At 67.0% G+C, this 25,844-nt stretch carries 24 protein-coding genes, 4 tRNA genes and 1 pseudogene; 11 read left to right on the top strand and 18 right to left on the bottom strand.

Going from position 1 to position 25,844, the window contains the following annotated elements; all coding sequences use genetic code 11:
- The 3 genes and pseudogenes from D472_RS0106390 to D472_RS0106380 all read right to left on the bottom strand — a co-directional run.
- Positions 1 to 182 (bottom strand): annotated as a pseudogene (locus tag D472_RS0106390) (nitrate reductase molybdenum cofactor assembly chaperone); the annotation flags it as partial.
- Positions 183 to 193: 11 nt separating this feature from the next.
- Positions 194 to 1,963 carry a nitrate reductase subunit beta gene (gene narH / locus D472_RS0106385; protein WP_017603665.1) on the bottom strand — a complete coding sequence of 590 codons (1,770 nt, stop codon included), beginning with the start codon at positions 1,961 to 1,963 and terminating at the stop codon, positions 194 to 196.
- Complete coding sequence (locus D472_RS0106380) at positions 1,960 to 5,673, bottom strand: nitrate reductase subunit alpha (RefSeq protein WP_026117447.1); 3,714 nt, start codon at positions 5,671 to 5,673, stop codon at positions 1,960 to 1,962. The genes narH and D472_RS0106380 overlap by 4 nt, the downstream gene beginning before the upstream one ends.
- A 163-nt stretch (positions 5,674 to 5,836) precedes the next feature.
- Here D472_RS0106380 and D472_RS0106375 point away from each other — a divergent pair, with 163 nt between their 5' ends.
- Positions 5,837 to 7,030 (top strand): MFS transporter, encoded by a 1,194-nt coding sequence (locus D472_RS0106375; RefSeq protein ID WP_017603663.1) that lies wholly within the window; start codon positions 5,837 to 5,839, stop codon positions 7,028 to 7,030.
- Positions 7,031 to 7,041: 11 nt separating this feature from the next.
- On the opposite strand, the gene D472_RS24930 is transcribed toward D472_RS0106375, so the two are convergent.
- Positions 7,042 to 7,770, bottom strand: coding sequence for an rRNA methyltransferase (locus D472_RS24930; protein ID WP_017603662.1), 729 nt, complete (start codon positions 7,768 to 7,770; stop codon positions 7,042 to 7,044).
- Positions 7,771 to 7,850: 80 nt separating this feature from the next.
- A tRNA-Asp gene (locus tag D472_RS0106360) sits at positions 7,851 to 7,925 on the bottom strand.
- 98 nt (positions 7,926 to 8,023) lie between these two features.
- Here D472_RS0106360 and D472_RS0106355 point away from each other — a divergent pair.
- On the top strand, positions 8,024 to 8,431 hold the full coding sequence (locus D472_RS0106355) for an RNA-binding S4 domain-containing protein (RefSeq protein ID WP_026117446.1): 408 nt from the start codon (positions 8,024 to 8,026) through the stop codon (positions 8,429 to 8,431).
- Between the two features lie 119 nt (positions 8,432 to 8,550).
- On the opposite strand, the gene D472_RS0106350 is transcribed toward D472_RS0106355, so the two are convergent.
- Together D472_RS0106350 and D472_RS0106345 are read right to left on the bottom strand one after the other, a co-directional pair.
- Positions 8,551 to 9,336 carry an alpha/beta fold hydrolase gene (locus D472_RS0106350; RefSeq protein WP_017603660.1) on the bottom strand — a complete coding sequence of 262 codons (786 nt, stop codon included), beginning with the start codon at positions 9,334 to 9,336 and terminating at the stop codon, positions 8,551 to 8,553.
- Between the two features lie 30 nt (positions 9,337 to 9,366).
- Positions 9,367 to 9,924: a hypothetical protein gene (locus D472_RS0106345; protein WP_017603659.1), complete on the bottom strand. Its 558-nt coding sequence runs from the start codon at positions 9,922 to 9,924 to the stop codon at positions 9,367 to 9,369.
- A gap of 175 nt (positions 9,925 to 10,099) precedes the next feature.
- Here D472_RS0106345 and D472_RS0106340 point away from each other — a divergent pair, with 175 nt between their 5' ends.
- Entirely contained in the window at positions 10,100 to 11,005 is a 906-nt protein-coding gene (locus D472_RS0106340) for a PP2C family protein-serine/threonine phosphatase (RefSeq protein ID WP_017603658.1), read from the top strand.
- A gap of 144 nt (positions 11,006 to 11,149) precedes the next feature.
- Here the strand turns inward: D472_RS0106340 and D472_RS0106335 are convergent, their stop codons facing one another.
- The 6 genes from D472_RS0106335 to D472_RS0106310 all read right to left on the bottom strand — a co-directional run bounded on the left by D472_RS0106335 (position 11,150) and on the right by D472_RS0106310 (position 14,101).
- Entirely contained in the window at positions 11,150 to 11,695 is a 546-nt protein-coding gene (locus D472_RS0106335) for a hypothetical protein (RefSeq protein WP_017603657.1), read from the bottom strand.
- A 124-nt stretch (positions 11,696 to 11,819) separates the two neighbouring features.
- Entirely contained in the window at positions 11,820 to 12,014 is a 195-nt protein-coding gene (locus tag D472_RS0106330; RefSeq protein ID WP_017603656.1) for a hypothetical protein, read from the bottom strand.
- Between the two features lie 93 nt (positions 12,015 to 12,107).
- Positions 12,108 to 12,181, bottom strand: a tRNA-Phe gene (locus tag D472_RS0106325).
- A 28-nt stretch (positions 12,182 to 12,209) separates the two neighbouring features.
- Positions 12,210 to 12,284 (bottom strand) — tRNA-Asp (locus D472_RS0106320).
- 90 nt (positions 12,285 to 12,374) lie between these two features.
- A tRNA-Glu gene (locus D472_RS0106315) sits at positions 12,375 to 12,447 on the bottom strand.
- A gap of 94 nt (positions 12,448 to 12,541) precedes the next feature.
- Positions 12,542 to 14,101, bottom strand: a complete 1,560-nt coding sequence (locus D472_RS0106310; RefSeq protein ID WP_017603655.1) for a metallophosphoesterase family protein — start codon at positions 14,099 to 14,101, stop codon at positions 12,542 to 12,544.
- Between the two features lie 93 nt (positions 14,102 to 14,194).
- On the opposite strand from D472_RS0106310, the gene D472_RS0106305 reads away from it, so the two are divergent.
- Together D472_RS0106305 and D472_RS0106300 are read left to right on the top strand one after the other, a co-directional pair.
- Positions 14,195 to 14,545, top strand: a complete 351-nt coding sequence (locus tag D472_RS0106305; RefSeq protein WP_017603654.1) for a metallopeptidase family protein — start codon at positions 14,195 to 14,197, stop codon at positions 14,543 to 14,545.
- A 386-nt stretch (positions 14,546 to 14,931) separates the two neighbouring features.
- A complete protein-coding gene (locus D472_RS0106300; RefSeq protein WP_017603653.1) occupies positions 14,932 to 16,254 on the top strand; it encodes an MFS transporter in 1,323 nt (440 codons plus the stop codon).
- A 163-nt stretch (positions 16,255 to 16,417) separates the two neighbouring features.
- On the opposite strand, the gene D472_RS0106290 is transcribed toward D472_RS0106300, so the two are convergent.
- On the bottom strand, positions 16,418 to 16,678 hold the full coding sequence (locus tag D472_RS0106290) for a PspC domain-containing protein (RefSeq protein ID WP_017603651.1): 261 nt from the start codon (positions 16,676 to 16,678) through the stop codon (positions 16,418 to 16,420).
- Positions 16,679 to 17,189: 511 nt separating this feature from the next.
- Here D472_RS0106290 and D472_RS0106285 point away from each other — a divergent pair.
- From D472_RS0106285 to D472_RS0106260, 6 genes are all read left to right on the top strand, one after another.
- The gene (locus D472_RS0106285) at positions 17,190 to 17,474 is read left to right on the top strand and encodes a hypothetical protein (protein WP_017603650.1); all 285 of its coding nucleotides are present in this window, start codon (positions 17,190 to 17,192) and stop codon (positions 17,472 to 17,474) included.
- 295 nt (positions 17,475 to 17,769) lie between these two features.
- Entirely contained in the window at positions 17,770 to 18,585 is an 816-nt protein-coding gene (locus D472_RS0106280) for a peptidoglycan recognition protein family protein (protein WP_017603649.1), read from the top strand.
- 243 nt (positions 18,586 to 18,828) lie between these two features.
- Entirely contained in the window at positions 18,829 to 19,659 is an 831-nt protein-coding gene (locus D472_RS28820) for a CPBP family intramembrane glutamic endopeptidase (protein ID WP_017603648.1), read from the top strand.
- Positions 19,656 to 20,810 carry a sensor histidine kinase gene (locus D472_RS0106270; protein WP_051045959.1) on the top strand — a complete coding sequence of 385 codons (1,155 nt, stop codon included), beginning with the start codon at positions 19,656 to 19,658 and terminating at the stop codon, positions 20,808 to 20,810. Before D472_RS28820 ends, D472_RS0106270 begins: the two co-directional genes overlap by 4 nt.
- Complete coding sequence (locus D472_RS0106265) at positions 20,807 to 21,466, top strand: response regulator (protein WP_017603646.1); 660 nt, start codon at positions 20,807 to 20,809, stop codon at positions 21,464 to 21,466. The genes D472_RS0106270 and D472_RS0106265 overlap by 4 nt, the downstream gene beginning before the upstream one ends.
- 770 nt (positions 21,467 to 22,236) lie before the next feature.
- Positions 22,237 to 22,560: a MerR family transcriptional regulator gene (locus D472_RS0106260; RefSeq protein WP_017603645.1), complete on the top strand. Its 324-nt coding sequence runs from the start codon at positions 22,237 to 22,239 to the stop codon at positions 22,558 to 22,560.
- Between the two features lie 173 nt (positions 22,561 to 22,733).
- Here the strand turns inward: D472_RS0106260 and D472_RS0106255 are convergent, their stop codons facing one another.
- The 4 genes from D472_RS0106255 to D472_RS24925 all read right to left on the bottom strand — a co-directional run.
- The gene (locus D472_RS0106255; RefSeq protein WP_017603644.1) at positions 22,734 to 23,582 is read right to left on the bottom strand and encodes an alpha/beta fold hydrolase; all 849 of its coding nucleotides are present in this window, start codon (positions 23,580 to 23,582) and stop codon (positions 22,734 to 22,736) included.
- A gap of 66 nt (positions 23,583 to 23,648) precedes the next feature.
- Positions 23,649 to 24,047 (bottom strand): hypothetical protein, encoded by a 399-nt coding sequence (locus D472_RS0106250; RefSeq protein WP_017603643.1) that lies wholly within the window; start codon positions 24,045 to 24,047, stop codon positions 23,649 to 23,651.
- 315 nt (positions 24,048 to 24,362) lie between these two features.
- Positions 24,363 to 24,959 carry a hypothetical protein gene (locus D472_RS0106245; RefSeq protein ID WP_033303270.1) on the bottom strand — a complete coding sequence of 199 codons (597 nt, stop codon included), beginning with the start codon at positions 24,957 to 24,959 and terminating at the stop codon, positions 24,363 to 24,365.
- A 112-nt stretch (positions 24,960 to 25,071) separates the two neighbouring features.
- A partial coding sequence (locus tag D472_RS24925) for an NmrA family NAD(P)-binding protein (protein ID WP_017603641.1) occupies positions 25,072 to 25,844 on the bottom strand: 773 nt, incomplete at its 5' end.

The following is a 25,844-nucleotide window of genomic DNA, read 5'->3' as shown; positions in this document are numbered from 1 at the left end:
GCGCGACCCGCCAGTGGAAGGCGCTCGAAGAAGTCCTGATCCGGATAACCGAGCAGGACCGACGCGGCCTGGTGGGTCACCGCCTTGACGTGGGTTCGGCGTGCCGCACGGTCGGCACCGAGCCAACCCGTCCTGGATCGGACCCCGTCGTCACTGTTCGTACCGTCGGTGGTGGCACTCATGATCGGCCCCCTCAGGTGGATCCGGGGCCCTCGCCCCGTTCGGTTTCGGTACCGTCGCGTCCTCGGGGCGGGAAGAGACCATCAGGGCGTCCGTTACCGTCCCAATTCAGCAGGTTCACGCGGCCGTCGGTGGCCGCCTGTCGGTGGTCACTGGTCTGCCTGTCCCGCAATGCCTGGTAGTTCTCCACCGTCGCCTCGTTCGGGCGACCCGAGGCCTCACCGAAGGGCACCTCGCCCACCCCGCCCATACCGGGACCGCCCTCGAAGTCCAGGCTGCATCCGATCTCCTCGATGACTCCGCGATCGGCCTCGTCCACCCCGTAGGCGGTGGGTATGACGTAGCGTTCGTCGTACTTGGCCAGGGCCAAGAGCCGGTACATGTCCTCGATCTGGGTACCGGTCATTCCGACGGCGGAGGCGATGGACTCGTCACGTTCCTGACCGAGGTTGATCCGTCGCATGTAGGAGCGCATGGCGGCGAGTCGGCGCAGAACCAGGTCGACCGGAGCCGTGTCCCCCGCGGTGAACAGTTCGGCGAGGTACTCGATCGGGATGCGTAGCGCGTCGATCGCACCGAAGAGGTTTCCCGCCTCCTCACCGTCGTGCCCGGTCCGGGTGAGGGTGTCCACCACCGGTGACAGTGGCGGGATGTACCAGACCATCGGCATCGTGCGGTACTCCGGGTGCAGTGGCAACGCCACCCGGAAACGCTTGGCCAGAGCGTAGATGGGCGAGCGCTCCGCGGAGTCCACCCAGCGATCCGGGATACCGTCGCGGCGAGCGGCGGCGCGCACCCGGGGATCGGTGGGATCGAGGAAGACCTCCAACTGCGCCTCGTAGAGGTCCTTCTCGTCCTCCACCGAAGCGGCCTCGGCGACCCGTTCGGCGTCGTAGAGGACCACCCCCAGGTAGCGCAACCGCCCCACACAGGTCTCGGAACAGATGGTGGGCATCCCCACCTCGACGCGCGGGTAGCAGAAGGTGCACTTCTCGGCCTTGCCCGTCTTGTGGTTGAAGTAGACCTTCTTGTACGGGCAGCCGGTCACGCACATGCGCCAGCCCCGGCAACGGTCCTGGTCGACCAGGACGATGCCGTCCTCCGCACGCTTGTAGAGGGCTCCGCTGGGGCAGGCCGCCACACAGGTCGGGTTGAGGCAGTGCTCACAGATACGCGGCAGGTAGAACATGAAGGTGTCCTCGAAGGACAGCTTCACCTCGTCACCGAGTCGACGCAGGATCGGATCCTGGGAGACGAGTTCGGGCCCGCCGCCCAGGTTGTCGTCCCAGTTGGCGCTCCACTCCACCTTCATCGGCTCGTCACTGATCACCGAGCGAGGTGTGGCGACCGGGAAGTCATCGCCCAGGGGCGCGTTGACCAGGGTCTCGTAGTCGTAGGTCCAGGGTTCGTAGTAGTCCTGGATGGAGGGCATCACCGGGTTGGCGAAGATCGTCGCCAACCGTTTGAGCCGCCCACCGGCGCGCGGGACCAGTCTTCCGTTGGGCTTGCGCACCCAGCCGCCCCGCCAACGTTCCTGGTCCTGGTAGGTACGCGGATACCCCTGGCCGGGTCGGGTCTCGACGTTGTTGAACCAGACGTACTCGACACCGCCGCGATTGGTCCACGCCTGTTTGCAGGTGACCGAACAGGTGTGACAGCCGATGCACTTGTCCAGGTTCATCACCATGGCGACCTGCGCCATGACCCGGCCGATCGGTCGTCTCCCCGCCCCTTCTCCGGCGGCCGTCGCCCCCACCGACCGGTTCGGTTCGGTGTCCGTCATCGGTAACGCACCTCCGTGGTCCGCTTGCGCACGACCGTGACCTCGTCGCGCTGGTTTCCCGTCGGGCCGAGGTAGTTGAAGGCGTAGGAGAACTGGGCGTATCCGCCGATGAGGTGGGTCGGTTTGACCAGCAGCCGGGTGAGCGAGTTGTGGATTCCGCCGTGCCTGCCGGTGGTCTCCGTCTTGGGCACGTCGATGGTGCGTTCCTGAACGTGGTACATGTACACCGTTCCGGTCGGCATCCGGTGGGAGACCACCAGGCGCGCCGCCACCACACCGTTGCGGTTGACCGCCTCCACCCAGTCGTTGTCCGAGGCTTCGATGGCCTTGGCGTCCGCCACGCTCATCCAGATGGTGGGGCCGCCCCTGGACAGGCTCTGCATGAGCAGGTTGTCCTGGTACTCGGAGTGGATCGACCACTTGGAGTGCGGGGTGAGGTAACGCACCACCACCTCCAACCGTCCGGTCGGTCCGAGCCTCGGTTCCCCGAAGAGGCGGGCCACGTCCAGCGGCGGCCGGTACACCGGTAGGGCCTCACCGAACTCGTGCATCCAGTCGTGGTCCAGGTAGAAGTGCTGGCGACCGGTGAGGGTGTGCCAGGGCTTGTCGTGTTCGAGGTTGATGGTGAAGGGCGAGTAGCGACGATCCGACGCCTCCTTGCCCGACCACTCCGGACTGGTGCCCACCGTGGTGGGTCCCTTCTGGGTGTCGGAGAAGACCACTCGGCGTTCGGTGGAGTGGTGGATGAGCTCGTCCATGTCGGTGCCGGTGCGCGCGGCCAGACGTTCGAATCCTTGGGCGGCCAGGCGCCCGTTGCTGGTGCCCGACAACGCCAGGATCATCTCGCAGACCTTGACGTCGGTGTCCAGCCGGGGACGCCCGTCGGCGACACCACCGCGTACGGTTCCGTTGCGTGCGCGCAGCCAGTCGACCTCCTTGTCCGGGGTGAAAAAGACCCCCTTGACCGGGAGGCCCTCGTCCTCGGTGAGGGGCCCCAAGGCAGCGAGTTTTTGGGCCACGGCCGAGTAGTCACGGCGGACCGGGACGATCCCCGGCATGGTCTTTCCGGGGACGGGGCGCCGCCCCGTCGCCTTCCAGTCCGGCGGCACCCCGTGCGGTTGCGCCAACTCTCCAGCGGTGTCGTGCTGGTGCGGCACCGCCACCAGGTCGGTGACCTCCCCCAAGTGGTCGGCGGCCAGTTCGCTGAACACCTTGGCCAGGGCGTGGAAGGCGTCGAAGTCGGTACGGGTCTGCCAGGGTGGATCGATCGCCGGGTTGAAGGCGTGCACGTAGGGGTGCATGTCCGTGGTGGACAGGTCGTGTTTCTCGTACCAGGTGGCGGCGGGCAGCACGATGTCCGACAGCAGTGTGGAGCTGGTCATCCGAAAGTCCAGTGTGACCAGCAGGTCCAGCTTGCCCTCGGGTACGTCCTCGCGCCAGGCCACGTCCTGGGGCCGGTGTTCGGGGCCGGCCGGTCGCGCCTGGAGGTTGGAGTGGGTACCGAGCAGGTGTTTGAGGAAGTACTCGTTGCCCTTGGCCGAGGAACCGAACAGGTTGGAACGCCAGAGCAGGAGGGTCCGGGGCCAGTTGGCCGGGTCGTCGGGGTCCTCCACCGCGAACCGGAGCCTACCCTCGGCGAGCTGGTCGGCGACGTACTCGGCCGGTTCCAGGCCCTCTTCGAGGGCCTGTCTGCCGAGCTCGATCGGGTTGCGGTCGAAGGTCGGGTAGGAGGGCATCCAGCCCATCCGGGCGGAGTCCGCCACCAGGTCGGCGGTGTGCCGTCCGCGTACCTTGCCAGGGCCCAACGGCGACATCAGGGCGTCGGCTCGGTAGGTGTCGTAACGCCACTGGTCGGTGTGCGTGTACCAGTAGGAGGTTCCGGCCATGAAGCGCGGCGGCCTGGACCAATCCGCCGCCGACGCGAACGTGGCCCATCCGGTGAGGGTTCGGCACTTCTCCTGACCCACGTAGTGTGCCCAACCACCACCGTTGACCCCCTGGCAGCCGGTGAGCAGTAGCAGGGCCAGGAACGCACGGTAGGAATTCTCACCGTGGAACCACTGGTTGGTGCCGGCTCCCAACACGATCATCGAACGGCCGCCGCTGGCCTCGGCGGTGTCGGCGAACTCGCGGGCGATCCGCACCGCGCGTTGGGCGGGAACGGAGGTCAGGGCTTCCTGCCAGGCGGGTGTGTAGGCGGCGTCGGGGTCGTCGTAACCGGCGGGCCAGGTACCGGGCAGCCCAGGACGGGAGACCCCGTACTGGGCCATGACCAGATCGAACACGGTGGTGACCGGACGTCCGGCGACCCTTCGGATCGGCACACCTCGGACGTCGATCTCGGCGGAACCATCAGGGGTATCGAACCGAGGCAGTGCCACCTCGACGCTCTCGGCGCCCTCCGTGTGGAAGGTGAGCTCGGGGACCCGTCCCTGGAGGTCCAGGTTCCACCGGCCCTCGCCCTCCGCGCCCCAGCGATGTCCGATGGTGCCGTTGGGGGCGATGGGGGCGTCCTCGCCTTGGGCCCAGATCACCGGCTTCCACTGTGCGTTCTCAACCCCGGCGTTCTCGCCCCCGGCGTTTCCGGTACCGGCCTCCCCCAGGTCGGCCTCGGTGAGGAACTTGCCGGGCACCACGCGCCCGTCACGATCCTCCAAGGCCACGAGGAAGGGCAGGTCCGTGTAGGTCCGCGCGTACTCCGAGAAGCGCGGCGTGGGCCGCTCCACGAAGCGTTCACGGAGGATGACGTGCCCCATCGCCATCGCCAAGGCGCCATCGGTGCCCGGGTGCGGTGCCAACCAATCGTCGGCGAACTTCGCCGCGTCGTTGTAGTCCGGGGAGACCACCACCACCTTCTGGCCTCGGTAACGGGCCTCGGCCATCCAGTGCGCGTCGGGGGTCCGGGTGACCGGCACGTTGGAGCCCCACAACACCAGGTAGGCGGCGTCCCACCAATCCCCCGACTCGGGCACGTCCGTCTGGTCACCGAACACCTGCGGAGACGCCACCGGCAGATCGGCGTACCAGTCGTAGAAGGACAACATGCTGCCGCCCAGCAGGTTCACGAAGCGCGCCCCGATCCCGTGGGAGACCATCGACATCGCAGGGATGGGCGAGAAACCGGCGATCCGGTCCGGCCCGTACTTCTTGATGGTGAGTACGTGGGCGGCGGCCGAGATCTCCAGGGCCTCCTCCCAGGTGGTGCGGACCAGTCCGCCCTTGCCCCGTGCCCGCTGGTAGTGCCGGCGCTTGTTCGGATCGGTGGTGATCTCCTCCCACGCCAGTACCGGGTCGCCCAGCCGCGCACGCGCCTCCCGATACATCTGAACGAGGACGCCCCGCACGTACGGATAGCGGACACGTGTGGGCGAATACGTGTACCAGGAGAACGCGGCACCGCGAGGACAACCGCGCGGCTCGTATTCCGGACGGTCCGGACCGACCGACGGATAATCGGTCCCCTGCGTTTCCCAGGTAATGATCCCGTCTTTCACATAAACATCCCAGGCGCAGGACCCGGTGCAGTTCACACCGTGCGTGGAACGAACCACCTTGTCATGGCTCCAGCGATCGCGGTAGAACACATCACCTTCACGACCACCATGCCTGACCTGTGCCCGGTCGCCGTCAAGGGGTTCCGAACGGGTCAGGTGGTTACCCATCCGCAGGAGTGCGTCCCCCGCTCCCCTTTTTTTACCCTGCGTCGCCATAAGGAGACCACTCCATTTGCCCGCCTATTAACAAAGCGGAGAGAAAAGTACTTCACAGCCCCGGACACGTTCCGTTAATGAATATGCCTGCTCTGGCACGGATGTCACGTTTCCCACACCGCTTCGGGTGACAATCGCGGAAGCCGACACATGGAGGAGCCTGATGCGTGCGCAAGAAGGGGAGCGGACCACCCGTTCCGGAACCGCGGGCGCCAACCTCGCCTTGGCGACGGCGGCGTTCGCCCTGACCTTCTGGGCCTGGAACCTGATCGGACCGTTGTCGCGGACCTACAGTGAGCAACTGGGCCTGTCCCCGACACAGACGTCGATCCTGGTGGCCTTCCCCGTGTTGGTGGGTTCGCTCGGGCGCATCCCGGTCGGGACCCTGACCGACCGTTACGGCGGGCGGGTGATGTTCACGATCATCTGCTTCCTCAGCACCATCCCGACCTTCCTCGTCGGTGTCTTTTCGGACTCCTTCGGGATGCTGCTGCTCTGGTCCTTCTTCCTCGGCGTCGCCGGTACCTCGTTCGCGATCGGCGTCCCATTCGTCAACGCCTGGTACCGGCCCGGCCGCCGCGGGTTCGCCACGGGTGTGTTCGGCGCGGGTATGGGGGGTACGGCGTTGTCCGCCTTTCTGACGCCCCGGCTCATGGAGACCCTCGGCCTGTTCACCACCCACCTGGTGATGTGCGTGGCGCTCGTCGTGATGGGCCTGGTCATGTGGTTCTTCGCCCGCGACGCACCCGAGTGGAGCCCGCAGAGGGAGCCGGCGCTGCCCCGTATACGCGAAAGCCTGAAACTGAAGGCGACCTGGCAGGCCTCGGCCCTGTACGCGTTGGTGTTCGGCGGTTTCGTGGCCCTGTCCACCTACATGCCGACCCTGCTCAGCACCGGGTACGCCTACGCACAGACCGAAGCGGGCATGCGAACCGCCGGGTTCGCGGTGGCGGCGGTGGTCGCCCGACCGATCGGCGGCATCCTGTCCGACCGGATCGGCCCGGTCCGGGTCTGCCTGATCTCGTTCTTCGGCACCTGCCTGTTCGCCGTGTTGCTGGCCCTACAACCGCCCGCGGAGTTCCCGGCGGGCTTCACCTTCGTGTTGCTGGCCGTGGCCTTGGGCCTGGGTACCGGCTCGGTGTTCGCGTTGGTCGCCACGTTGGTGGAACCGTCCCGTGTGGGTACGGTCACCGGCCTGGTCGGCGCGGCCGGTGGTCTGGGCGGCTACTTCCCACCGTTGCTCATGGGCGTGGTCTTCCAGACCACCGGGGCCTACACGTTGGGCTTCGTCCTGCTCGCCCTGGTGGCGCTCCTGATCGCCCTGTACACCTCACGCGCCTTCCCAGACGTGGGATGAGGCCGGGGCGGTCAAAGGGCCGACGCGAGGTCCCGAGCCCGGACCAGGACCGCCGAACGGTTTCCGACCTTGACCCGTTCCAACGCCTGGACGCCTTCGGGCAGCCGAACCCGCCGGGTACGCGCCGTCACCACCACCACGGCGCGCGCGGGCAACACCCGCCCCATCGAGGCGAGCAACCCACGAACCGGGTCCTGGGGCGCGTTCCCCTCCCAGCGGGTCATCTCCCCGTAGGGGACGTCGGTGATCACGAGGTCGCTCTCGACCGGCTCGGTGAGGGTGAACACGTCGGCCACGGCGGAGGCGTGCGGCAGGTCTCCGCCCATCTCGGCCAGCCTCGTGGCCAGGTCCCGCGCCGCCTCGGCCCGCTCGATGTAGGCGACCCTGCCGAAGTCACGGGCCGAGCGACGCAACCCGCGCTCGCGTTCTGCCAGGCCCTCGGCGGTGAGGAGTTCGAGGTTGCGGTCGGCGATACCGACGGCGTCGGCCCCCACGTCGGTGGCCCGCACGTGGGTGAGCAGGTCACGGTGGAGCAACCCCAACACGGTCACCAGGTAGCCGCTGCCACAGCACGGGTCCCACAAGCGGATTCCGCCATCCTCGAGGTGCACCATCGCGCGCTGGAGGAGTTCACTGGCCAACCTGACGGGAAAACCCGGGAAGCCGGGCGCGGACCGCAGTACCTGCCCACTCGCCAATGCCGAGTGATCCGTACGCTCGGTGGCGTACCGGTAACCCACAACCGTCTCCCGTCCCACACGACGACATCCCTGACAACGCCGAAGGCCCGGCGTCCTGAGACACCGGGCCTTCGATGCTGCGGTCCTGACGGGATTTGAACCCGCGGCCTCCACCTTGACAGGGTGGCGAGCACTCCAAACTGCTCCACAGGACCTCGTTGCGTGTACAACTCTAGCGCGACTTCGGAGCGCTTCGAACCGTTCGCGCCCTAGAGTGATGTCCAAGACCTGGAACCGACGAGAGGAATTCGGCGTGAGCGACCCGTCCGCCCCTCTTCCCACCGGACCCGACTCCACCCGGGTCGACCGCTGGCTGTGGGCGGTGCGCCTCACCAAGACCCGGGCCGACGCCGCACAGGCCTGCCGTGGCGGTCACGTGCGCGTCAACGATCGTCCGGCCAAGCCGGCCACGACGGTCCGGGTCGGGGACCAGGTACGGGTTCGGCTGCACGGCACCACCCGCATCGTCGATGTGACGCACATCATCGTGAAGAGGGTCGGTGCGCCACTCGCGGTCCGTTGTTACCAGGATCGCACCCCCGCACCGCCCCCGGAGGCGGTCGGAGCGGTGATCCGGCGCGACCGTGGGGCCGGGCGACCCACCAAGAAGGACCGTCGCATGCTGGACCGGTTGCGGTCGGACCTGCCTCCGCCCGCCTGAGCCCTCCCCCAAGCGGCGCCGTGTCCACCCCTGGTGTGGGACCGCGGCGCGGATCGCCGCCCCCGCGCCCCACCCCGATCCGCGAGATCGGATGGACGTGCGTCCTCGGTGCCTGGTCCCTACAGGGGGTGCTCGGCGAGGAAGCCCAAGACGGCCTCGGTGGCCTTGGGCGCGGCCTCGTGAAGGTAGCCGTGGCGAACCCCCGGCAGGATCAGCAGCCGAGCGTGTGGGATGCGCTGGGCGAGTAGTTCGGCGTTGGCCACCGGGGTGAGTTCGTCGTCCTCGCCATGCACCACCAGGGCCGGGGCCTGGATGTGGGGCAACAGGTCCCAGCCGTCGTGCTTCATACTGGCCTCGTAGTGACGACGCTGGGCCCGCAACGGGTTGCGCGGAACGATGCGGTCGACCGTCTCGGGGTGGGAGTCGGCCCACTCGGGTGTGTAGAACAGGTGCGCGATGAGACCACGCCCCTGCGCGGTGTTGGCCCTGCGCAGGGCGATCGACGCGTGGTGGGGACGCTCGACCTCATTGCTCCCACCGGGCGCGGTGGCTCCCAGGACCAGGGCGCCCAGCCGTTCGGGGGCGAGCCCCGCCAGGGCCTGGGCGACCTTGCCTCCCATCGAGAAGCCGTACACGTGGGCGCGTTCCACGCCCACGGCGTCCAGAACCGCCAGGGCGTCGCGCGCCAACAGGTCCATGCTGTACGAAGTGTCCAGGGGAACGTCACTGCCACCGGTGCCACGCATGTCCATCCGGATCACCCTGTGGTGTGCGGCCAGATCCGCGTGCACCCCCTCCCACATCGTGTGGTCGAGGGACTGGCCGTGGATGAGCAACAGCGGCTCACCCACTCCATGGACGTCGTACCGAAGGCGGGTTCCGTCAGCGGCGGTCGCGAGTTTCACACCGACGAAGACTACCCGCGCGCCCGCGGGTCACCGGTACGCGGGAACGAGGTCCTGATGCCAGGCGCGGTAGGCGGCCCAGCCGAGGAGACCACAGGAGACCAGCATGACCATCACCCCCGAGCCCGGGCCCACGCCCTCGAAGGTTCCCGAGGCGATCCAGGCCACGAAGAACAGCACCGGAACCAGTGCGCACAGCACCATCGTCGCCACCAGGTTGAACCTGCTCTGCGTGAAGTGACAGCTCACCGCGAACCCGCACAGGGCCAACAGGCACCCCAGGCTCAGGGCGAACAGTCCTTGTGCCTCAGCGATTCCGGCCACGAGCAGGTTCCATCCGGTGCCGAGCCCGGACGGGTGATCAGCGATGACCTCCCCCGTTCCCGTGAAGTCCACCCCACCACCGCTCCGGACCCACGGCAGCGCCATCGACAGGAACAGTGCGACCGCTCCAGCGGTGAACGCCGCCGACGTCGTCCGGTCGGACGGAGCCTGTCCCCGCAGCCTTTCCAGCCGGGTCTCCACCCGGAGCAACCGCTGACGCAGCCTCTCGGTCTCGCTCGGCCCACCCTGTTGGTTCGACGGCACGGAATACCTCTCCTCGATCGACGAAAAACGCCACCAGGGTAGATGGGCGACACTTCGTCGCGGTTCTCGGGGAGCGGGACCTCGGACCGAACCTCCCAAAGGTCCGATCCGGCCCGAACCAAACCACCTCTCACCGGCATCTCATCAGCCCCCACCACTGGCAGAGGAACGCGATATGAGAATTCCCGTCATCGCCGCCGACTCCGACCAGGGGCCGAGGGCCGACCAGGAAGACGCGTACTCCCACCAGGTCGCCCACGCCTCCGGTGGCTGGCGTGCCTCACTCGCCGACGGATTCGGCGAACATCCCCGGACCCGGGAGGCCGCCGAATTCGCCGCGATCACCGCCACCGAGGCCGATGGCGATGCCCTGGACGCGGTCTTGGCCGCGACGCGGGCGCTCTCGCGTGCCCACCCGGGGGCCGACTGTGTGATGGTGCACGCCCGTCAAGACGCACCCGAAGATCCCATCGACATCGCCTGGGTCGGTGACTGCCGCCTCTGGACCTGGGCTCCTGGGGAAGGGCTACGCCAGCACACCCGAGACCACACCCACGGTCAGCGGCTGCGTGAACGGTGGGTCGCGGACGCCTTCGCCCGGGTGGGCGATCACGCGCTCACCACCTCCATGGCCACGGCGGTGGTCGACGACATCGGTACCGCCACCGCACCCGCCTCCGAACTGGTGCTGTTCACCACCGATGGTGTCCACGACTACGTGGACGAGCGCCTGCTCGCCGAACTGGTCGCCGAGCACGCCGACGCCCCGGAGATCCTCGCGCACGTTCTGTTGGAGGCCTCACGGGAGGCGGAGAGCCACGACAACGCCACCGCCATGGTGGTCCGGCTTCCCCGGCCGGAGTCCCCGTATCCATCCCGGCAGGAACTGCTCTTGGACGGTCTGGAATCGGCCTGTGGGTTCGATGAGGACCAGCCCGCCCTGCGTAGGCTCGCCGAGGACCGTGCCGTGGGGATCGCCTGTGACCGCTTCCTGCTGCGCGACGGCGCCACCTACTGGTGCACGAAGGACTCCGATCACACGGATCACCACGTGAGCTGGCACGGCGTCACCTGGCTCTAGCCGTTGATGGACTCACCTGGGGTTCCTGAGTACTCAGTGAAGGTTTCACGGGTGGGCGGGACCGAGTGGGGCGTCGAGGGCCCGATCCCTGGAAAGGGTCCGAGCAGCCCCTCTCCCAGAACCACGGGCGTCTCCGGCGACGCTCTAAGGCTTGGACCGAGAGGCCCCATAGAGGATCATCACGCCGGCCACGAACACGACCAGCGGCCCCGGCCCCATGACGACCGAACTCTCGGGGTCCCGGGGCCAGGTGGGCAAAAACAGCAGCGTCGGCAGGAGGGCGCAGGCCTGCACGGCGGTGTAGAGCCCTTCTCGATCCGAGTCCAAGGCGTAGGCGACCAGCGCCAAGAGCACGAGGACCACCACGAAGACCGCGAGGACCGCCCGCCCCTCGGTGATGGCGGCTCCCAGCACCTCCCATCCGGTCATCACGCCCCTGGCTTCCAGCCTCAGTGGAAGGTCCTCCGAGCCCAGTGTGGCCGGGGCGTCGAATCCGGCGTGGTTCCTTCGTGGACCTCGCATCCACGGCAGGGCCAGGGAGACGAACAAGGCCACCGCCCCGGCGACCAACACCGCGTTCCCCACCCGAAGTCGACGCGCTTCGCTCCGATCGGACTCCACCGACCATTCCAACCGCTTCAGGCGCTTTTGGAGGGCCTCGAATTCGTCGGGTCGTCCCTGCTTGGACACAGCGGTCTCCTGTTCTGGGGGAATCACTACAAGGAGGAGACCCCCCAACGGTCCCTTTGGTTCCGTTCAGCGCAAGACGCGCGAAGAGGCGTCCAAGTCGCTCATGAGCCGAGCCACACGGCTCCTACCGGTCGGCGCGAGTGGATACCGGCGAAGAAGGTCGATCAGAACCGGTGTGACGCGGTCGCGGGGGGCGCGGATCGTTGGGCGCGACGTCCTCGAAGACCGGGAGGATCTCCTGGGCGCTCTGCGCCACGTAGCGCGCCACCACCCGCAACTCGTCCATGGTCGGCTCGAAGTCCCCGGACATGGTCGCCATGACTTCGATTCTCACAGGGAAACGAACCGTACGAGAGCACCGAAAACGCCCGGGGCCTTGGGCCTGCCGGGCGTTCATGTTGCTCAATGTGGGTGGCTAGGGGCGGGGTCGAACCGCCGACCTTCCGCTTTTCAGGCGGACGCTCGTACCAACTGAGCTACCTAGCCGCGGCGCCGATTTCCTCGGCGACGCTTGCGGTCCTGACGGGATTTGAACCCGCGGCCTCCACCTTGACAGGGTGGCGAGCACTCCAAACTGCTCCACAGGACCTTGTTCTGTTGTCACGCCCGACCCGGTGGGCCTGGCGCGGTGCTGCGTTCCCCATTCTGCCAGACTCCTGGCAGTGGTCTGAACGCTTCGTACCCCCAACGGGATTCGAACCCGTGTTACCGCCTTGAAAGGGCGGCGTCCTAGGCCACTAGACGATGGGGGCCCGTGTAGACGGGTCAAGCATAGGGGAGATTTCCACCAACTCCAAAGTGGTTACCCGGCTCGGACCGAACCCGCCCCATCCGCGGGAACACGGATCACGGCGTGGAGCCACCTTCCTCCGCCGTTTCCTCCCCTTCGGGATCCTCTTCGGCCTCCTCTCCCACGGGCCGCCCCGGGTCCTCCTCGATATGCCTCTCCACCTGCGCGGACGTGAGACCGATCCCGCCCAGGTCGATGTCGTCGCGCGCCTGGAGGCGCCCGGTCTCGGCGTCGAAGTACAGCACCGAAGCCTGGTACGGCGTGGGCCGATCTCCACTGTGATCCAGACCACTCAAGCCGGCGCCTCCGGTGGAACCTTGAATGAGGAATCTGGTCCCCAGGTCGGTGAGTTCGGTGGAACGCCTGTGCTCGTTTCCCGCCAACACGAGGGGGACCACTCCATCGAACGGCTCGGCCTGGGTGCGACTGTGCAGGATCGCCACGTCCACGTCGGCGTCGCCCCCCACGATCGAGGCCGCCTGCTCCTCACCCAGCGCGGCCACTCCCGCCTCGTCGGGGTTGAGTCGGGTGGGGTCCGGGACGTATCTGGGATCGCCCGCGCCGAAGAAGGTGAGGCCGCCCACCTCCGCGACGTCCCCATCGAGGACCACCGCGTTCTCCTGGGCCTCCACCGCCCGTTGGGTGCCCATGGAGTCGTGCTTGCCCCGCACCCACACGTAGGGCACGTCCAGCTTGCCGATCTCGTCGGCGAAGACGTCCTCCGCCGCACTGCCTCGGTCGGTCAGGTCACCGGAGTCCACGATCACGTCCACTCCGTACTGTTCCTGAAGCGATCCGATGATGCTCCACGAAGCAGGGTTGAGTTGGATGTCGGACACGTGCAACACCCGGATGACCGACTCGTCCTCGTCGTAGACCGGAAGCGACGAGGTCGCCTCGTAGATCATCGCCACGTTGCCCACGAGACCGGCGAGCTGTTCCTGGTACTCGGTGAACCGGCCGACCACGTCGTCGACGCTGCCCACCACTTGGGGGGCGTCTCCGATGAGTCCGGTGAAGCGCGGCTGGACGATGGCGCTGGGGTTGAAGGTCATGGCGGCCACCCCACCGGCGGAAGCCAGCACGAGCACGGAGGTCAGGGCGCTCGCCAGGGCCCTCCAGAGGTTGTGGAAGAGCAGCAGACCCATCAGGGCCGCGCCGAGGGCCGCCACGATCAGCGAGCGCACGATCAAGGCGGTCACACCGGCGGTGAGGTCCGCGCCGATACCCGCGGCCATGCGATCGATGGCCGTGGGGTCGGCGAACATCTCCTGCGCCGCGGAGCTTCGGATCTCGGTGATGGCGGCTTCGATCCGCAGTGGGGCGGCGTGGGTGTCGAAGGCCAACTGCCCCAAGGGGGCGACGTCGACCACCGTCTCCCCCTGCCATTGCGGGCTCAGGGAGAAGGTGACATCGGCCGGGCCGATGGGGGTGATGACCTGGCCTCCCAGGGCCAAACCGAGCCAACCACCGAGCAGACCGGCCACGACGACGCAGCTCCAGCGCCAAAGGCGTCCGGCACGCCATCGCCGGAATGCCTCGCGTGAGCGTCCGAGGAACTTACGCGAGCGGTCGAGGGCACCACGAAAGTCGTAAGCGCGGATCTGTGACAACACACCCCCATCATGCCGTCGCGATCGCCCGTTCCCAATGCCTCGTCCCGACCAGAGTGTTATGTCTCTTCCTCATCACCACCGGAAGGCAGCACAATGGCGAGTGTGGTTGAACTGACGCGTAGGGACTTCGAGGAACTGGTGGCCGACGCCCTGGACCAGATCCCGCCCGAACTCTCCCGGCTCATGGACAACGTGGTGATCACGGTCGAGGACGAGTCCGCGGAGGGTCTGCTGGGGCTGTACGAGGGGATTCCACTGACCGAACGGGGCGATACCTATTTCGGAGTACTCCCGGACCAGATCTTCATCTACCGGCGTAACATCTGCGCGCACTGCCAGACCCCCGAAGAGGTGGTGCATGAGGTGCTCGTGACCGTGGTCCACGAGATCGCGCACCACTTCGGAATCGATGACGCACGGCTTACCGAACTCGGTTGGGGCTGACCGGTCGGGACGCCCCCTCCTTCGTCACGGAGAGTCACCAAAGACCTTTTGTTCATCCCCTGATAGGAGGAATCTCTCGACCGGAACCCGCCTCCATGGCAAGGATCCCGTTCGGAGGACACCTCACTTTCGGAAAACCTTCCTGCACCGGCATGGCGCCTGGGACCACCGGAATGTTCTCCTGTGCGTATGAAACAACCTGGGGAAACAATCCGTTCAGTGGCAAGGGGCACCCCTCTCCGAAACCGACTCGGAGGATTACCCGGAGCAACGAATCAGATACGAATTTCCCCGAACGACTTGCCGGAACGCCCGCCTTCCGGAACTGTTGGTCATTGAGACACGACACAGCGTGATTTCAACCCTGTAACAGTAGGGAGGGCCCGGTGGGCAATCCGAGCATCGACGAAGCCCCCGACAATGAGGGCCACGAATCCTCGAAGGCTCAGGAAAACGCATGGCGGAGCAGTTACCGCGACGTCATGGCGATCGGTGAGTTCCGTTCGATCTGGCTCGCCCATGCCCTGTCGGTGATCGGCACCAACCTGCTCAACATCGCCACAGCGCTACTCGTCTACCACGTGACCGCCTCGGCCTTCGCCGCCGGCGTCACCCTGGCCCTGAACTTCCTGCCCCCGCTGATCGGTGGGCCGTTGCTCTCCGGCCTCGCCGACATCCTGCCCCGCCGCCGGGTGATGATCGCCTGTGACGTGCTCAGGGCCGGAGTCATCGTCCTCATCGGCGTCCCGGGGATGCCGGTCTGGGCGATCTGGCTCCTGATGTTCTTCGTGGTCCTGCCGGGTATCCCCTTCGCCGCGGCCCGCGCCGCCCTGCTCACCCAGATCATCCAGGGCGAACGCTACGTCGCCAGCACGACGATCATCCAGTTGACCGCCCAGTTGGGCATGCTTCTCGGCCTGATCGGAGGTGGGGTGATCGTGGCGTTCATCGGCCCCCACCTGAGTGTGATGGGCACCGGCCTGCTCTTCGCCCTATCCGCGCTGATCGTGCTGTTCGGGGTCAAGGCCAGGCCGGTCCCCGAACGCGAGGAGGGCCAGGAGGCACCCGAGCGCCCCGGATTGCTGTCGATGTTCCGGGACGGGGCCAAGCTCGTCTTCACCGACGCCAAGCTGCGCACCCTCGTTCTACTGGCTTGGCTCGCCGGGCTGTACGGCATCCCCTACGGCCTGGCCACACCCATGGCGGACGAGGCGGGCGCCGGAGCGACCGCGACCGGTTTCATCATGGCCGGTGCGTCCATCGGTGCGTTGTTCGGCGGTTTGATCCTCACCCGGCTGGTCCCCCCACCGACCAGGATGAGGCTGCTCGGCCCCTTGGCCGTCCTGACCTCGGTCCCGCTCCTGCTCTGGTTCTTCCAGGCTCCGCTGGGGGTAATGGTCTTCGCCCTGGCCCTGTGCGGCGCGGCGGGCTCCTACCAGTTCGTCGCCAACGCGGCCTTCGTCTTGTGCGTGCCCCAGGAAGGGCGTGCACAGGCGTTCGGTCTGGCCGCCTCCGGGCTCCAGGTGGCGCAGGGGCTGGGAATCCTGATCGCCGGCTACTTCGCGGAACGCTTCGGCACCGGGCCCGTCATCGCCTGGGCCGGCGTGGCCGGGATCCTGCTCGCGGTGGTCCTGGCCCTCAGGTGGTCCAGGATGGCCGGCGAAACGATCGCTCACATGGAGCGGACCGAGTCAGGAAGGGCCCTTTGAGGCATCGCCCGGGCCCGTGCCGCGTCGTTTCCTCGGTACGGGCCTCAGCCTTCGGCGGAAGTGGTCTCCACGGTGGATTCACGCGTCTCCTCGACCTCGTGTTCCTCCCGTGAGGTTCGAAGCTCTCGTCGACGCCAGCCCGGGTGCGCCCTCAAGGTCCACATCATCGGTCACTCGCCTTTCCTTGGAAGTTACGGATGATCTGCTCCAGCAGCGAACGCCGCTCACTCGCGGCCGGCATCAGCAGCCAGGCCACGACGTAGACGAACACACCGCTGAAGCCGAGCAGGGTGAAGACGACGAACAGGACCCGGATCAGGGTGGAGTCGAGTCCGGTGTAGTCGGCGATACCGCCACAGACACCGGTCAGGAAACGGTCGGATTCGCTGCGCTGGAGCCGCTTGCTCCCGAAGTTCTCACTCATGGTTCCAGCCTGCCCGCTCCTTGTGACGTTTCCCATCGGGGACAGCCCTGGGCGTTCCCTGACTTGCACCCCGGGTCCCTTGGGGAGTGTCTTCACCAGGGCGAAAAGCCCTAGGGATGAGACGGACGAGCGCCCACGCGCGTTCCAAAGACCTACGCCACGATCACCGAGGAACCGGGGCCGTTTCGGCCGATTCCTGCCCAGGGACACGCCATGAAGGCCTTGCGGGCCAGGGTTCGTACCTCCTCGGCCCCTCCTTCCCGTAGGGGACTCACGTGGGGGTGTGCCCGATGGGGAACATGGCCGCCGCGACCAACGATGATCGGTGATCGCCCTCGACGGTCCCGTGCCAATGGCCCCTCGGCGGCCCCGTGCCAATGACGCAGAGTCCATCTTTTTGTCCCGAACAAAGGTGGATCGCTCCTTTTTAGGGACAGCGAGAAAGGAACACATTACTCGGTTCCGTGCGCGCCTTCGGCCATCTTCCATGGAATCGGCCCAACATAGATCCATGGATGAGACCACCACCATGAAAAACGTGACCGTCCACCTGATCGGAGGGCCACCGTGCTGGTCCGGTCTGGCCATCGAGAACGTCTACGACCACGAGGAGATCTACGAGGTCCCCTTCGATGAACTCGGAGCCCTCCTCACGGTCCCCGTCCCTGAACAGCGCCCGCCGCATTCGCCCGCGAGGACGTCCCCCCGAGCGGTGTACGAACCTCTACCCGGCGGAAGACGCGACGAGTGGCACTTCGTGGGTTGGGAGAACACGATGGCCGCACTCGGCGCATAGTCACCACCGGCCACATGGACCACGTAGGGCCCTTCGGGGTGCTCCCCGTGAGCACCGCGCGAGTCCGACATGGATTCCGGGATCCGGAAGGAAGACGGGAAAGAAACGAGGACCGACCAACGGGTTTCTTCCTGACTCAGTACAACATCGAGCGGCATCTGCCCATAGGGGTAGTCGCTGACAGTGTGGCCGAAATCGGCCATAAAACCTAAGTTAGGACCCTTTGCGTAGCACATGGGTTCCGTGTTCTTTTATGAACTGGCGAGTAACCATACGCGCCGGAAAGGATTCCCCCATGACCAACACCCATCGGTCAGGTTTGGACAGGCGTACCCTCTTCCGTGGAGCGGCCCTCACCTCGGGAGCCGCCGCCCTCGGTGTCTTCGGTGCCACGAGCGCCGCCGCCCAGACCACCGACGCCGTCCAAGCGGCAGCGCCGCAACTGTACTGGCGGGGCGCCTGGAACGCCCGCGCGCCGAGAAGCCCCATCCAGGTCTTGGCCAACGGGCCGCGCTACATCGTGGTCCACCACACCGCGACGGCCAACAGCACCGACTACTCACTCGACCACGCCCTGCGCCTGTCCAAGTCGATCCAGAACTACCACATGGACTCCAACGGCTGGATCGACACCGGCCAGCAGTTGACCATCAGCCGTGGCGGCTACCTGATGGAAGGGCGCGACCGCACCCCGGAGGCCATCGCCGCCGGTCAGCACGTCGTGGGCACCCACGTGGCCAACAACAACAGCACCTGTATCGGTATCGAGAACGAAGGCCTCTACACGAGTGTCGGACCGACCCAGGCGCTGACCGACACGCTCGTACAGACCCTGGCCTGGCTCTGCTCGGCCTATGGGCTCAACCCGCACAGCGCGATCCTGGGACATCGAGACTTCAACGCCACCGCCTGCCCCGGTGACGTGCTATACGCGATGCTCCCCGACCTGCGCAACGGTGTCGCTCAGACGATGCGGGCCCACGGTCTTCGGGTCCCCGCCCGCCATGAGCCGGACGAGAACGGCCCCACCTACCCGGCCGTACCCGAGGACGAGCCGCAGCGCGAGTTCTACCACGGCCCGATGCGGGGTGCGGACGACTTCTCCCGGTAAGACCCCGGAGAGGACGCTCCCCCGTTCAGCGGAACTCTCCACCGCGGTGCCCACCATCCCCCGGTGGGCACCGCCCCTTTCACGCCGTCTCGCCTCACGAGGTTCCACGGATCCGGCGCGGCTCCGTCCCCCAAAGGAGCCACGCACAGGTGTCCACCGTGTGGTGACGACCCCGGGCCCTTGGCTCCGTAGCGTTCACCACAGCCGCGGCGCCCAGGCCGCGGACTCGGTGAAAGGAACGCGATGAAGGCGGTCTGGCAATTCTCGGCCATCGTGGTGGTGGGCGTCATCGGTGGCCGAACGGTCGCCATGGTGGCGGGAAACCCATGGCTCACGTTCACTCTCGGCCTGGTGGTGGCACTGATCGCCGTGCTCGTCTACGGGTGGGTGGTGCGCCTGACCGAAGGCCATCCCGCCACGGACGTGGCCCCCCAGAGCGCCGTCTCGGGTATCGGGTGGGGGACGCTGATCGGTGTCCTGTTGTTCGGGGCCGTCATCGTCAACATCGCCCTCCTGGGCTTCTACGAGGTCGATGGTCTGGGCACGGTGACCGGCGCGGTGGGACTCTTCGGCTTCATGGCCGCGGCCGCCGTGACCGAGGAGGTGCTGTTCCGCGGTGTCCTGTTCCGGTTCGTCGAGAAGGGCGCCGGAACGTGGATCGCGGTGGCGGTGTCCTCCGTGCTGTTCGGTCTGTGGCACTTGCCCAACCCGAACGCGAGCCTGCTGGGCATCGTCATCATCACGGTCGGAGCCGGAGGCATGCTCGCCGCCGCGTACGTCGCCACGCGCGGTCTATGGATGCCGATCGGCCTGCACTTCGGCTGGAACTTCGCGGCCTCGGCGATCTTCAGCACCGAGGTCTCGGGCAATGGCACCCCACAAGGGTTGCTGGAGGCGACCACCTCGGGGCCGCTGCTGATCACCGGCGGAGACTTCGGACCAGAGGCGAGCCTGTACTCCTTGGTGTTCCTCGTGCTCACGACGGCGGTGTTCCTGTGGCTCGCGCGGCGACGCCGGAACCTGGTCCCCATGCGTCGTTCCGACCGTCAGGCCGTCGCTACACTTCCCCGGTGAACGTTCTACGGTGGAGGCCCCAGGTGTGGCACCGTCTCGACGTCACCCTCCAAGACCTCCCCCTGGCCCTGCTCCTCTTCTTCCCCTCGTTCATGCCGATGTTCTTCAACTACGGCACGCAACTCGGGGGTGTACCGGACCGCCCCTTCGATGCCCTGGCCGTCGTGGTGGTGGCCCTCCAAAGCTTCCCGCTCGCCATTCGTCGGCGGTGGCCCACCCTGTGTCTGACACTGATCGCGGTCGGCTTCGCCGTCGACCAGATCCTCGGCTACCACACCTTCGCCGGCACCGGGCTGGCCATCGCGGTGCTGAGTTCGGGTGTGCATCTGCAACGTCGGCGACGTCTCACCACTCTGCTGTTCTCCTTGGCCTACGTGCCGCTGGCGGTCGTGCTGTATCGGATCGGTGTCGGGGAGCCGGTGAGCGAGTTCGTGACGTTCTACCTGGCCCTCGCCCTGGTGTGGTGCCTCGGTTCATGGGTGCGCTCGACCCGGATCGCCGAGGCCGAACACCGTCGCCGCCTCGCCCAGGACGTCTTGGCCGCCGAGCGGGCCCGCATCGCCCGTGAGCTCCACGACGTGGTCACCCATCACGTGACGGCCATGGTGGTGCAGACGGAGGCCGCGCGTTACCTGACCGCCGCACCCGATCGTCTCGATCAGGCGCTGGCCTCGGTCACCGACACCGGTCGTCGGGCCACCTCCGACCTGCGGCGCCTGCTCGACCTGATCGACCCCGACCACGGTACCGATGAGGCTCGCACCCCCCACACCGGCGGGTTCACGGAGCTGGTGGAGCACACGCGCGGGGCGGGACAACCGGTGGAGTTCACCGAAGAGGGCAGCCCCGCGGAGTCGTCGGGCAGCGCCGACCTCGTGGCCTTCAGGGTCGTTCAGGAGGCCTTGACCAACGCGCTCAAGTACGCCCATGGCACCCCCACCTCGGTTCGGGTGCGCCACGGAAGGAAGGAGATCACGGTGCGGGTCGAGACCGGCGGGCCCGGTATGTCGGTTGCGTCCACGGGCGGCGGGCGTGGGCTGATCGGTCTGCGCGAACGTGTCGAGGTATTGGGCGGCGACTTCAGCGCGGGCGAACGCACCGACGGTGGATTCGCCGTCGAAGCCCGCGTGCCCGTGGGAGGCCGCTCGTGAGCGAGACCATCCGGGTCCTGGTCTGTGACGACCAGATGCTCATCCGTACCGGTCTGAGGACCGTCATCGACGCCCAACCCGACATGGAGGTGGTGGGCGAGTGCGGTAACGGCGAGGACGCGGTCGACCTCTGCGCCCGGCTGAAGCCGGACGTGGTGGTGATGGACGTGCGCATGCCGGTACTCGACGGTATCGAGGCCACCCGCTCGTTGGCCGGTGTCGGTGTGGCCGAGCCGACCAAGGTGCTCGTGGTGACCACGTTCAACCTGGACGAGTACGTGTACGAGGCGCTGCGCGCGGGGGCGAGCGGGTTCCTGCTCAAGGACGCGCCGCCGGCCCAGTTGCTGTACGGGATCCGGACCGTGTCCACCGGTGCGGCGCTGCTGGATCCCGAGGTGACCCGTCAGCTCGTGGGAACGTACGCGGCCCGGGTCCGGCCGAGCGTGCGCGTGCGAGACGACCTCCCGCTGACCCCCCGCGAGTTGGAAGTCCTGCGTCTGATCGCGGAAGGGCTCTCCAACCGGGAGATCGCCTCGGCCCTGACACTCAGTCCCGAGACCATCAAGACCTTCGTCTCACGCATCCTCACCAAGCTGAACCTGCGCGACCGCGTGCAGGCGGTCGTCTACGCCTACCGCCAAGGTCTCGTCGCCTGACAGCTGCCGGTCGGCGGGCGCGGCCGAACTCCACGAATCGGTCACCGGCTCACTGCGCGAGGCGTCCTCGGCCATACGCGAGGAGACGCCTTGACCCGGACCGAAGAAGGCCGAGCGCGCCCCAGAGGCGCCTCCGCCCTGGGACCGGCACCGAGAAGGCGCGGCTCCACATCTCCAAGCCCTCGAAAACCGTTCTCACCGACCATCGAAAACTTACAGTGACCACAGTAGACATTCCTGGTTCGTGTTGCTATATTTCCTGTCGTAGCCGCTAAGATCAGTGGCTGGACCACCGGAGTTCTCGGTGGAGAGCAGGACGGCTCGACGGTGTGCACGTGCTTCAAGACACCGGGAGCCGGTAGCAGAGCAGTACAGAAGTTCGAGCAGTAGAGCAGGGCCGGCTTCCCGCTCACACAGGGGACGCCGCAGCAAGAAGCAGTACGCGGTAAGGCTCGACCGGCGCACGGTTGTATGAGCGTCGGGGGCCGGTAGGACCGCAGTCGATAGCAGTGCACCAGATGAGAAGCGAGAGGAGCAGATGTCATCAGGATCGCCCGGGTGCGAGGAGATCCCACCTGGGTACCGCAGGGCCCTTGAACGAGAGAAGGTGGTCCACGGTCACACAACCGCGATCCCCGCGATCCCGTCACGGCTTGACTTCGGGAAGCGGAAGGCCGGCAGCGGCCGGTAGATGGCATTGAACTCTCGGGCCCCAGCGCACGACGGCGCTGGGGCCCTCGACGTGCGCTCAGGAGAAGGAAGACACGAGCTTGCCCCGTCCCCACACCGGTGACCGATTCGACGATGACGACTACCCCGCCTACACCATGGGCCGAGCAGCGGAGATGGTCGGTACCACGCCGGCGTTCCTGCGCGCCCTGGGGCAGGCCGAACTGATCGAACCCTTGCGTTCAGAGGGCGGCCACCGCCGTTACTCCCGCTACCAACTCAGGATCGCCGCCCGCGCCCGCGAACTCGTGGACGAAGGCACTCCCATCGAGGCCGCGTGCCGGATCATCATCCTGGAGGATCAGCTGGAGGAGGCCCGGCGCATCAACGAGGAACTGCGCGCCGCCGACCCGCCCAAGGCATGATGTTCGGGCCGCGCCCCGATCTCGGCGATCGGCCCGCCCTCGTAGGCGGGGCTTTCGTGTGTCCGTCGCCCCGAACACCGGCCTGCCCGGCGCCGGGCGGACCGGTGCGCCCCCTCTTCCACCCGATGGGGATGGACGACGACCTCGGACGCGCCCGGCTCGCGTCCCCTCACTCAGCTCTTCTGTCTGATGGTGTCGAGTGCCTGTTGGAAGTACCCCTTGAAGACGGGATAGTTCTCACTCATGGGGAAGTGCCCGATCTTCTCCATCTCCACGAACACCGCGCCCTCGATGCCTTCGGCGGTGCGCTTGCTGTGCTCTGGAGGCGTGAGGTAGTCGTACTCTCCGGTGATCATGACCAGCGGACAGTTGGTCGTGTCGATCTCTCCCAAGCGCCCACGGAGGTCATGGTCCACCGAATAGAAGTACAGGTCCCCCCGGAACGCCTCCGCGCCTTGTGAGTAGTAGAACCACGTCGCGGCACGATCGCTGTCCGGGGACTGCGGCGCCATGAGGTCCCACACGCCACTGGCCGTGACCTGGGAGGCGTTGGCGTGGGGGTGCTGCCACCAGTCGAGGAAGAACCCCGGCGAGTGGTCGGCCCCTTCGATCGCGATGATCCCTCCGAAACGGTCGGGGTGCCGCAGCGCCAGCTGCAACGCCTCGTTGCCGCCGAAGGAACAACCCGCGAAGATCGGATCCTCCAGTTCGAGCGCGTCACAAAAACCGGTGACGAAGGCGGTGTACCACTCCGTGGTGAGCCGGTACTCCTCCTTCCACCACGTCTTGTTGGCCGGAGGGTCGGACTTACCGTGGCGGGTCAGGTCGTAGGCGATCACCCGATACCGGCTGGTGATCTCCTCGTCCTCCAGCAGGTACCGCCACTGGTGGTTGTGACAACCCGCCGTGTGCTGGCACAGGAGGGGTTGTCCTTCTCCGTTCTCCAGGTAGAAGACCCTGCATTGGTCGCCCAGCACGTCGAAGGTCACGTAGCGTCCGGTCACCGGTGAGAACTCAGCCATGTCGATGCCCTTCCTTCCCCTTGTTCCGAGTGGATCCCGTGTTTCCTGCCGCCGATGACGCGCGCCTCACACCGGAACACCACTCACACGGAGCAGTTCCATCTGGCGGGTGAAACACCGCAGGTTCTGCATGAGCACGAGCAGATCGCCTTGCAGCTCCATGTCCTCCCGGAAGGTGGCCGCCCAGATCCCGTGGCACATCGGACGCGGTTCCCGCTTTCCGAACTCACGCCAGGTGTCCGCGCTCGCCTTGACGAGGAACTGGTAGCGCAGGTCCAGCGGGCCCGGGTCGACCAGGATCTTCTCGACCGCCCCGTGGTGCATCACCACCTGGTACCGGTGCTCCTCCATGTCCAGGAGGTAGGAACAGTCGAAGTACCTACCGTGCGCCCGCAACTCGTCGTCCTGGTTGCACACACGCGTGAATTCGTCGGGCCAGCGCTCGGACACGGCCGTGTTCCGCATCGGGTTCCTCCCTTGGTCGCACCCCGCGCACACCTCGAACGTGCCGGGGCTCCGGACGGTGGGCATCTTCCTCACCACAAAAAAGGGAGAAAACCCCCATTTGGGGACATCATTCGAGGAATCGGACCTCGCCTTTGCCGAACCCCTCCGAGTGAAAACGACGAAAAAAGCCCCCGGGCCGCCGTTCCTCGTTCGGCGCCGGCCTCGCCGGCGCGGCGCCGAGGACCGGATGCTCCAAGCCTTGCGTGACACACCTATGGCCCCTCCCGCCAAGTGACGTGGGAGGGGCCGACTGGGTGACCCAGGGAGGAAGGTTCAGTCGAGCTTGGCGATACGACGGGGTTCGAGGATGGCGGCGAGGAGGTAGGCGCCACCTCCGGCGATGGTGAGCACCCAGAAAGGGCCGGGGGAAGGAAGGAGGAGCGCTGCCGAGGCGATGAGCGCCAGCCAACTGCCGAGCACGTAGTGCGTTACGTTGCGGCGGACCGCGCCCTCGCCGATGTTGATCAAGCCGACGAGGAACACCGATGCGGTGGGCCAAAGGACCGTTTGGAGTTCGGGCATGCCCAGAGTGTTGGTCAGGCCCGTGATGCCGACCAAGAGGGCGAGGAACCCGGTGACCCAAGCGGTGCCGAGGAGCTTCTCACCGAGGAGTTCGTCTTTGCTCGCGCCGCGTTGAACCCGACCGCCCGCGCGCATGGCGGCGGTCATACCGCCCACGACACCGATGGCGAGCAGGAGCAGGGGCACCCACAAGGGGAGTTCCAGCAGCGGATCGTCTCCTTGGGAGACCGCGAAGCCGCCGTGGCCGAACACAAAGGCGACCGCGAACCAGCCGTAGGCGCCGCGTTGGTCGGCCCGGGCGGGGTGATGGCCGGTCGCCGTGCCTTCGACGATGGATGTGGTGGACATGGTGAATCTCCGGTCTGGGTCTTGTGGATCGATGGCGGTGAGGCCTGGAACCGGGCGGGGACGGCGGGTCTGCCGCACCATCCGGCACCCTCACGCCACGTGGCGTGAGGGGTCAGGTGGCGCGCGCCTTGGCCGTCCGGGCCATCTCCTCGCGGGTCAGTGCGGCGGCCTCGCGCAGCGCCTCGTCGATCGGTTGCGGGCGCAGACCGAAGGTGGACTCGGCGTCCGTCGAGTCCATGACGAAGGGAGAGGTGAACTGGTACGACGTGATCTGGAACTCTCGCAGCATGGGGATGAGCCGACCGGCGGCACGGAAGAGCGGAGCGGGGATCGAGGAGACCTTCGGAGCAGGCGCTCCGACCGCCTCGCTGAAGCGCTCGGCGAGTTCGCGAATGGTCAACGCCTCCGTGCTCGGTACGTGCCAGGCGCGGTTCCAGGCCCGCTCGTCGGTGGCTGCGGTGATCAGCATCGTGGCCACGTCGTTGACCGAGGTCCAGGTGTGCGGTTGGTCGAGCGGGGCGGTGACGAAGGCGCGGCGACCTTGGAGCAGCGGTTTGGCCAGGAAGAAGCTGAGAAGCGATTGGGCTTGGATGTAGTCGCTGGCGCGCACCTCGGTGACGGCCTTGATCCGGCCGGCCCGCTGAGCGGCGAGGGCCTCCCTCCACATGTCGGCACGCACCTTCAGTTTGGGCTGGGTGGCTGAGAGGGGAGTGTCCTCCGTCATCGTTTCGGTGACCTCGCCATAGCCGTACAGGCATCCCGCGATCACCAGGGGTGCGTTGGAGTGTTCGGCGGCGGTGAGCAGTGCCTCGCTCATCGGCGGCCAATCGGTGAGCCAGCGGTGGTAGGCGGGGTTGAGGCAGTTGTAGATCGCGGCGACCCCGT

Source organism: Nocardiopsis alkaliphila YIM 80379 (genome assembly GCF_000341005.1).
GTDB lineage: Bacteria > Actinomycetota > Actinomycetes > Streptosporangiales > Streptosporangiaceae > Nocardiopsis > Nocardiopsis alkaliphila.
This window is presented reverse-complemented; position numbering and strand designations above follow the sequence as displayed.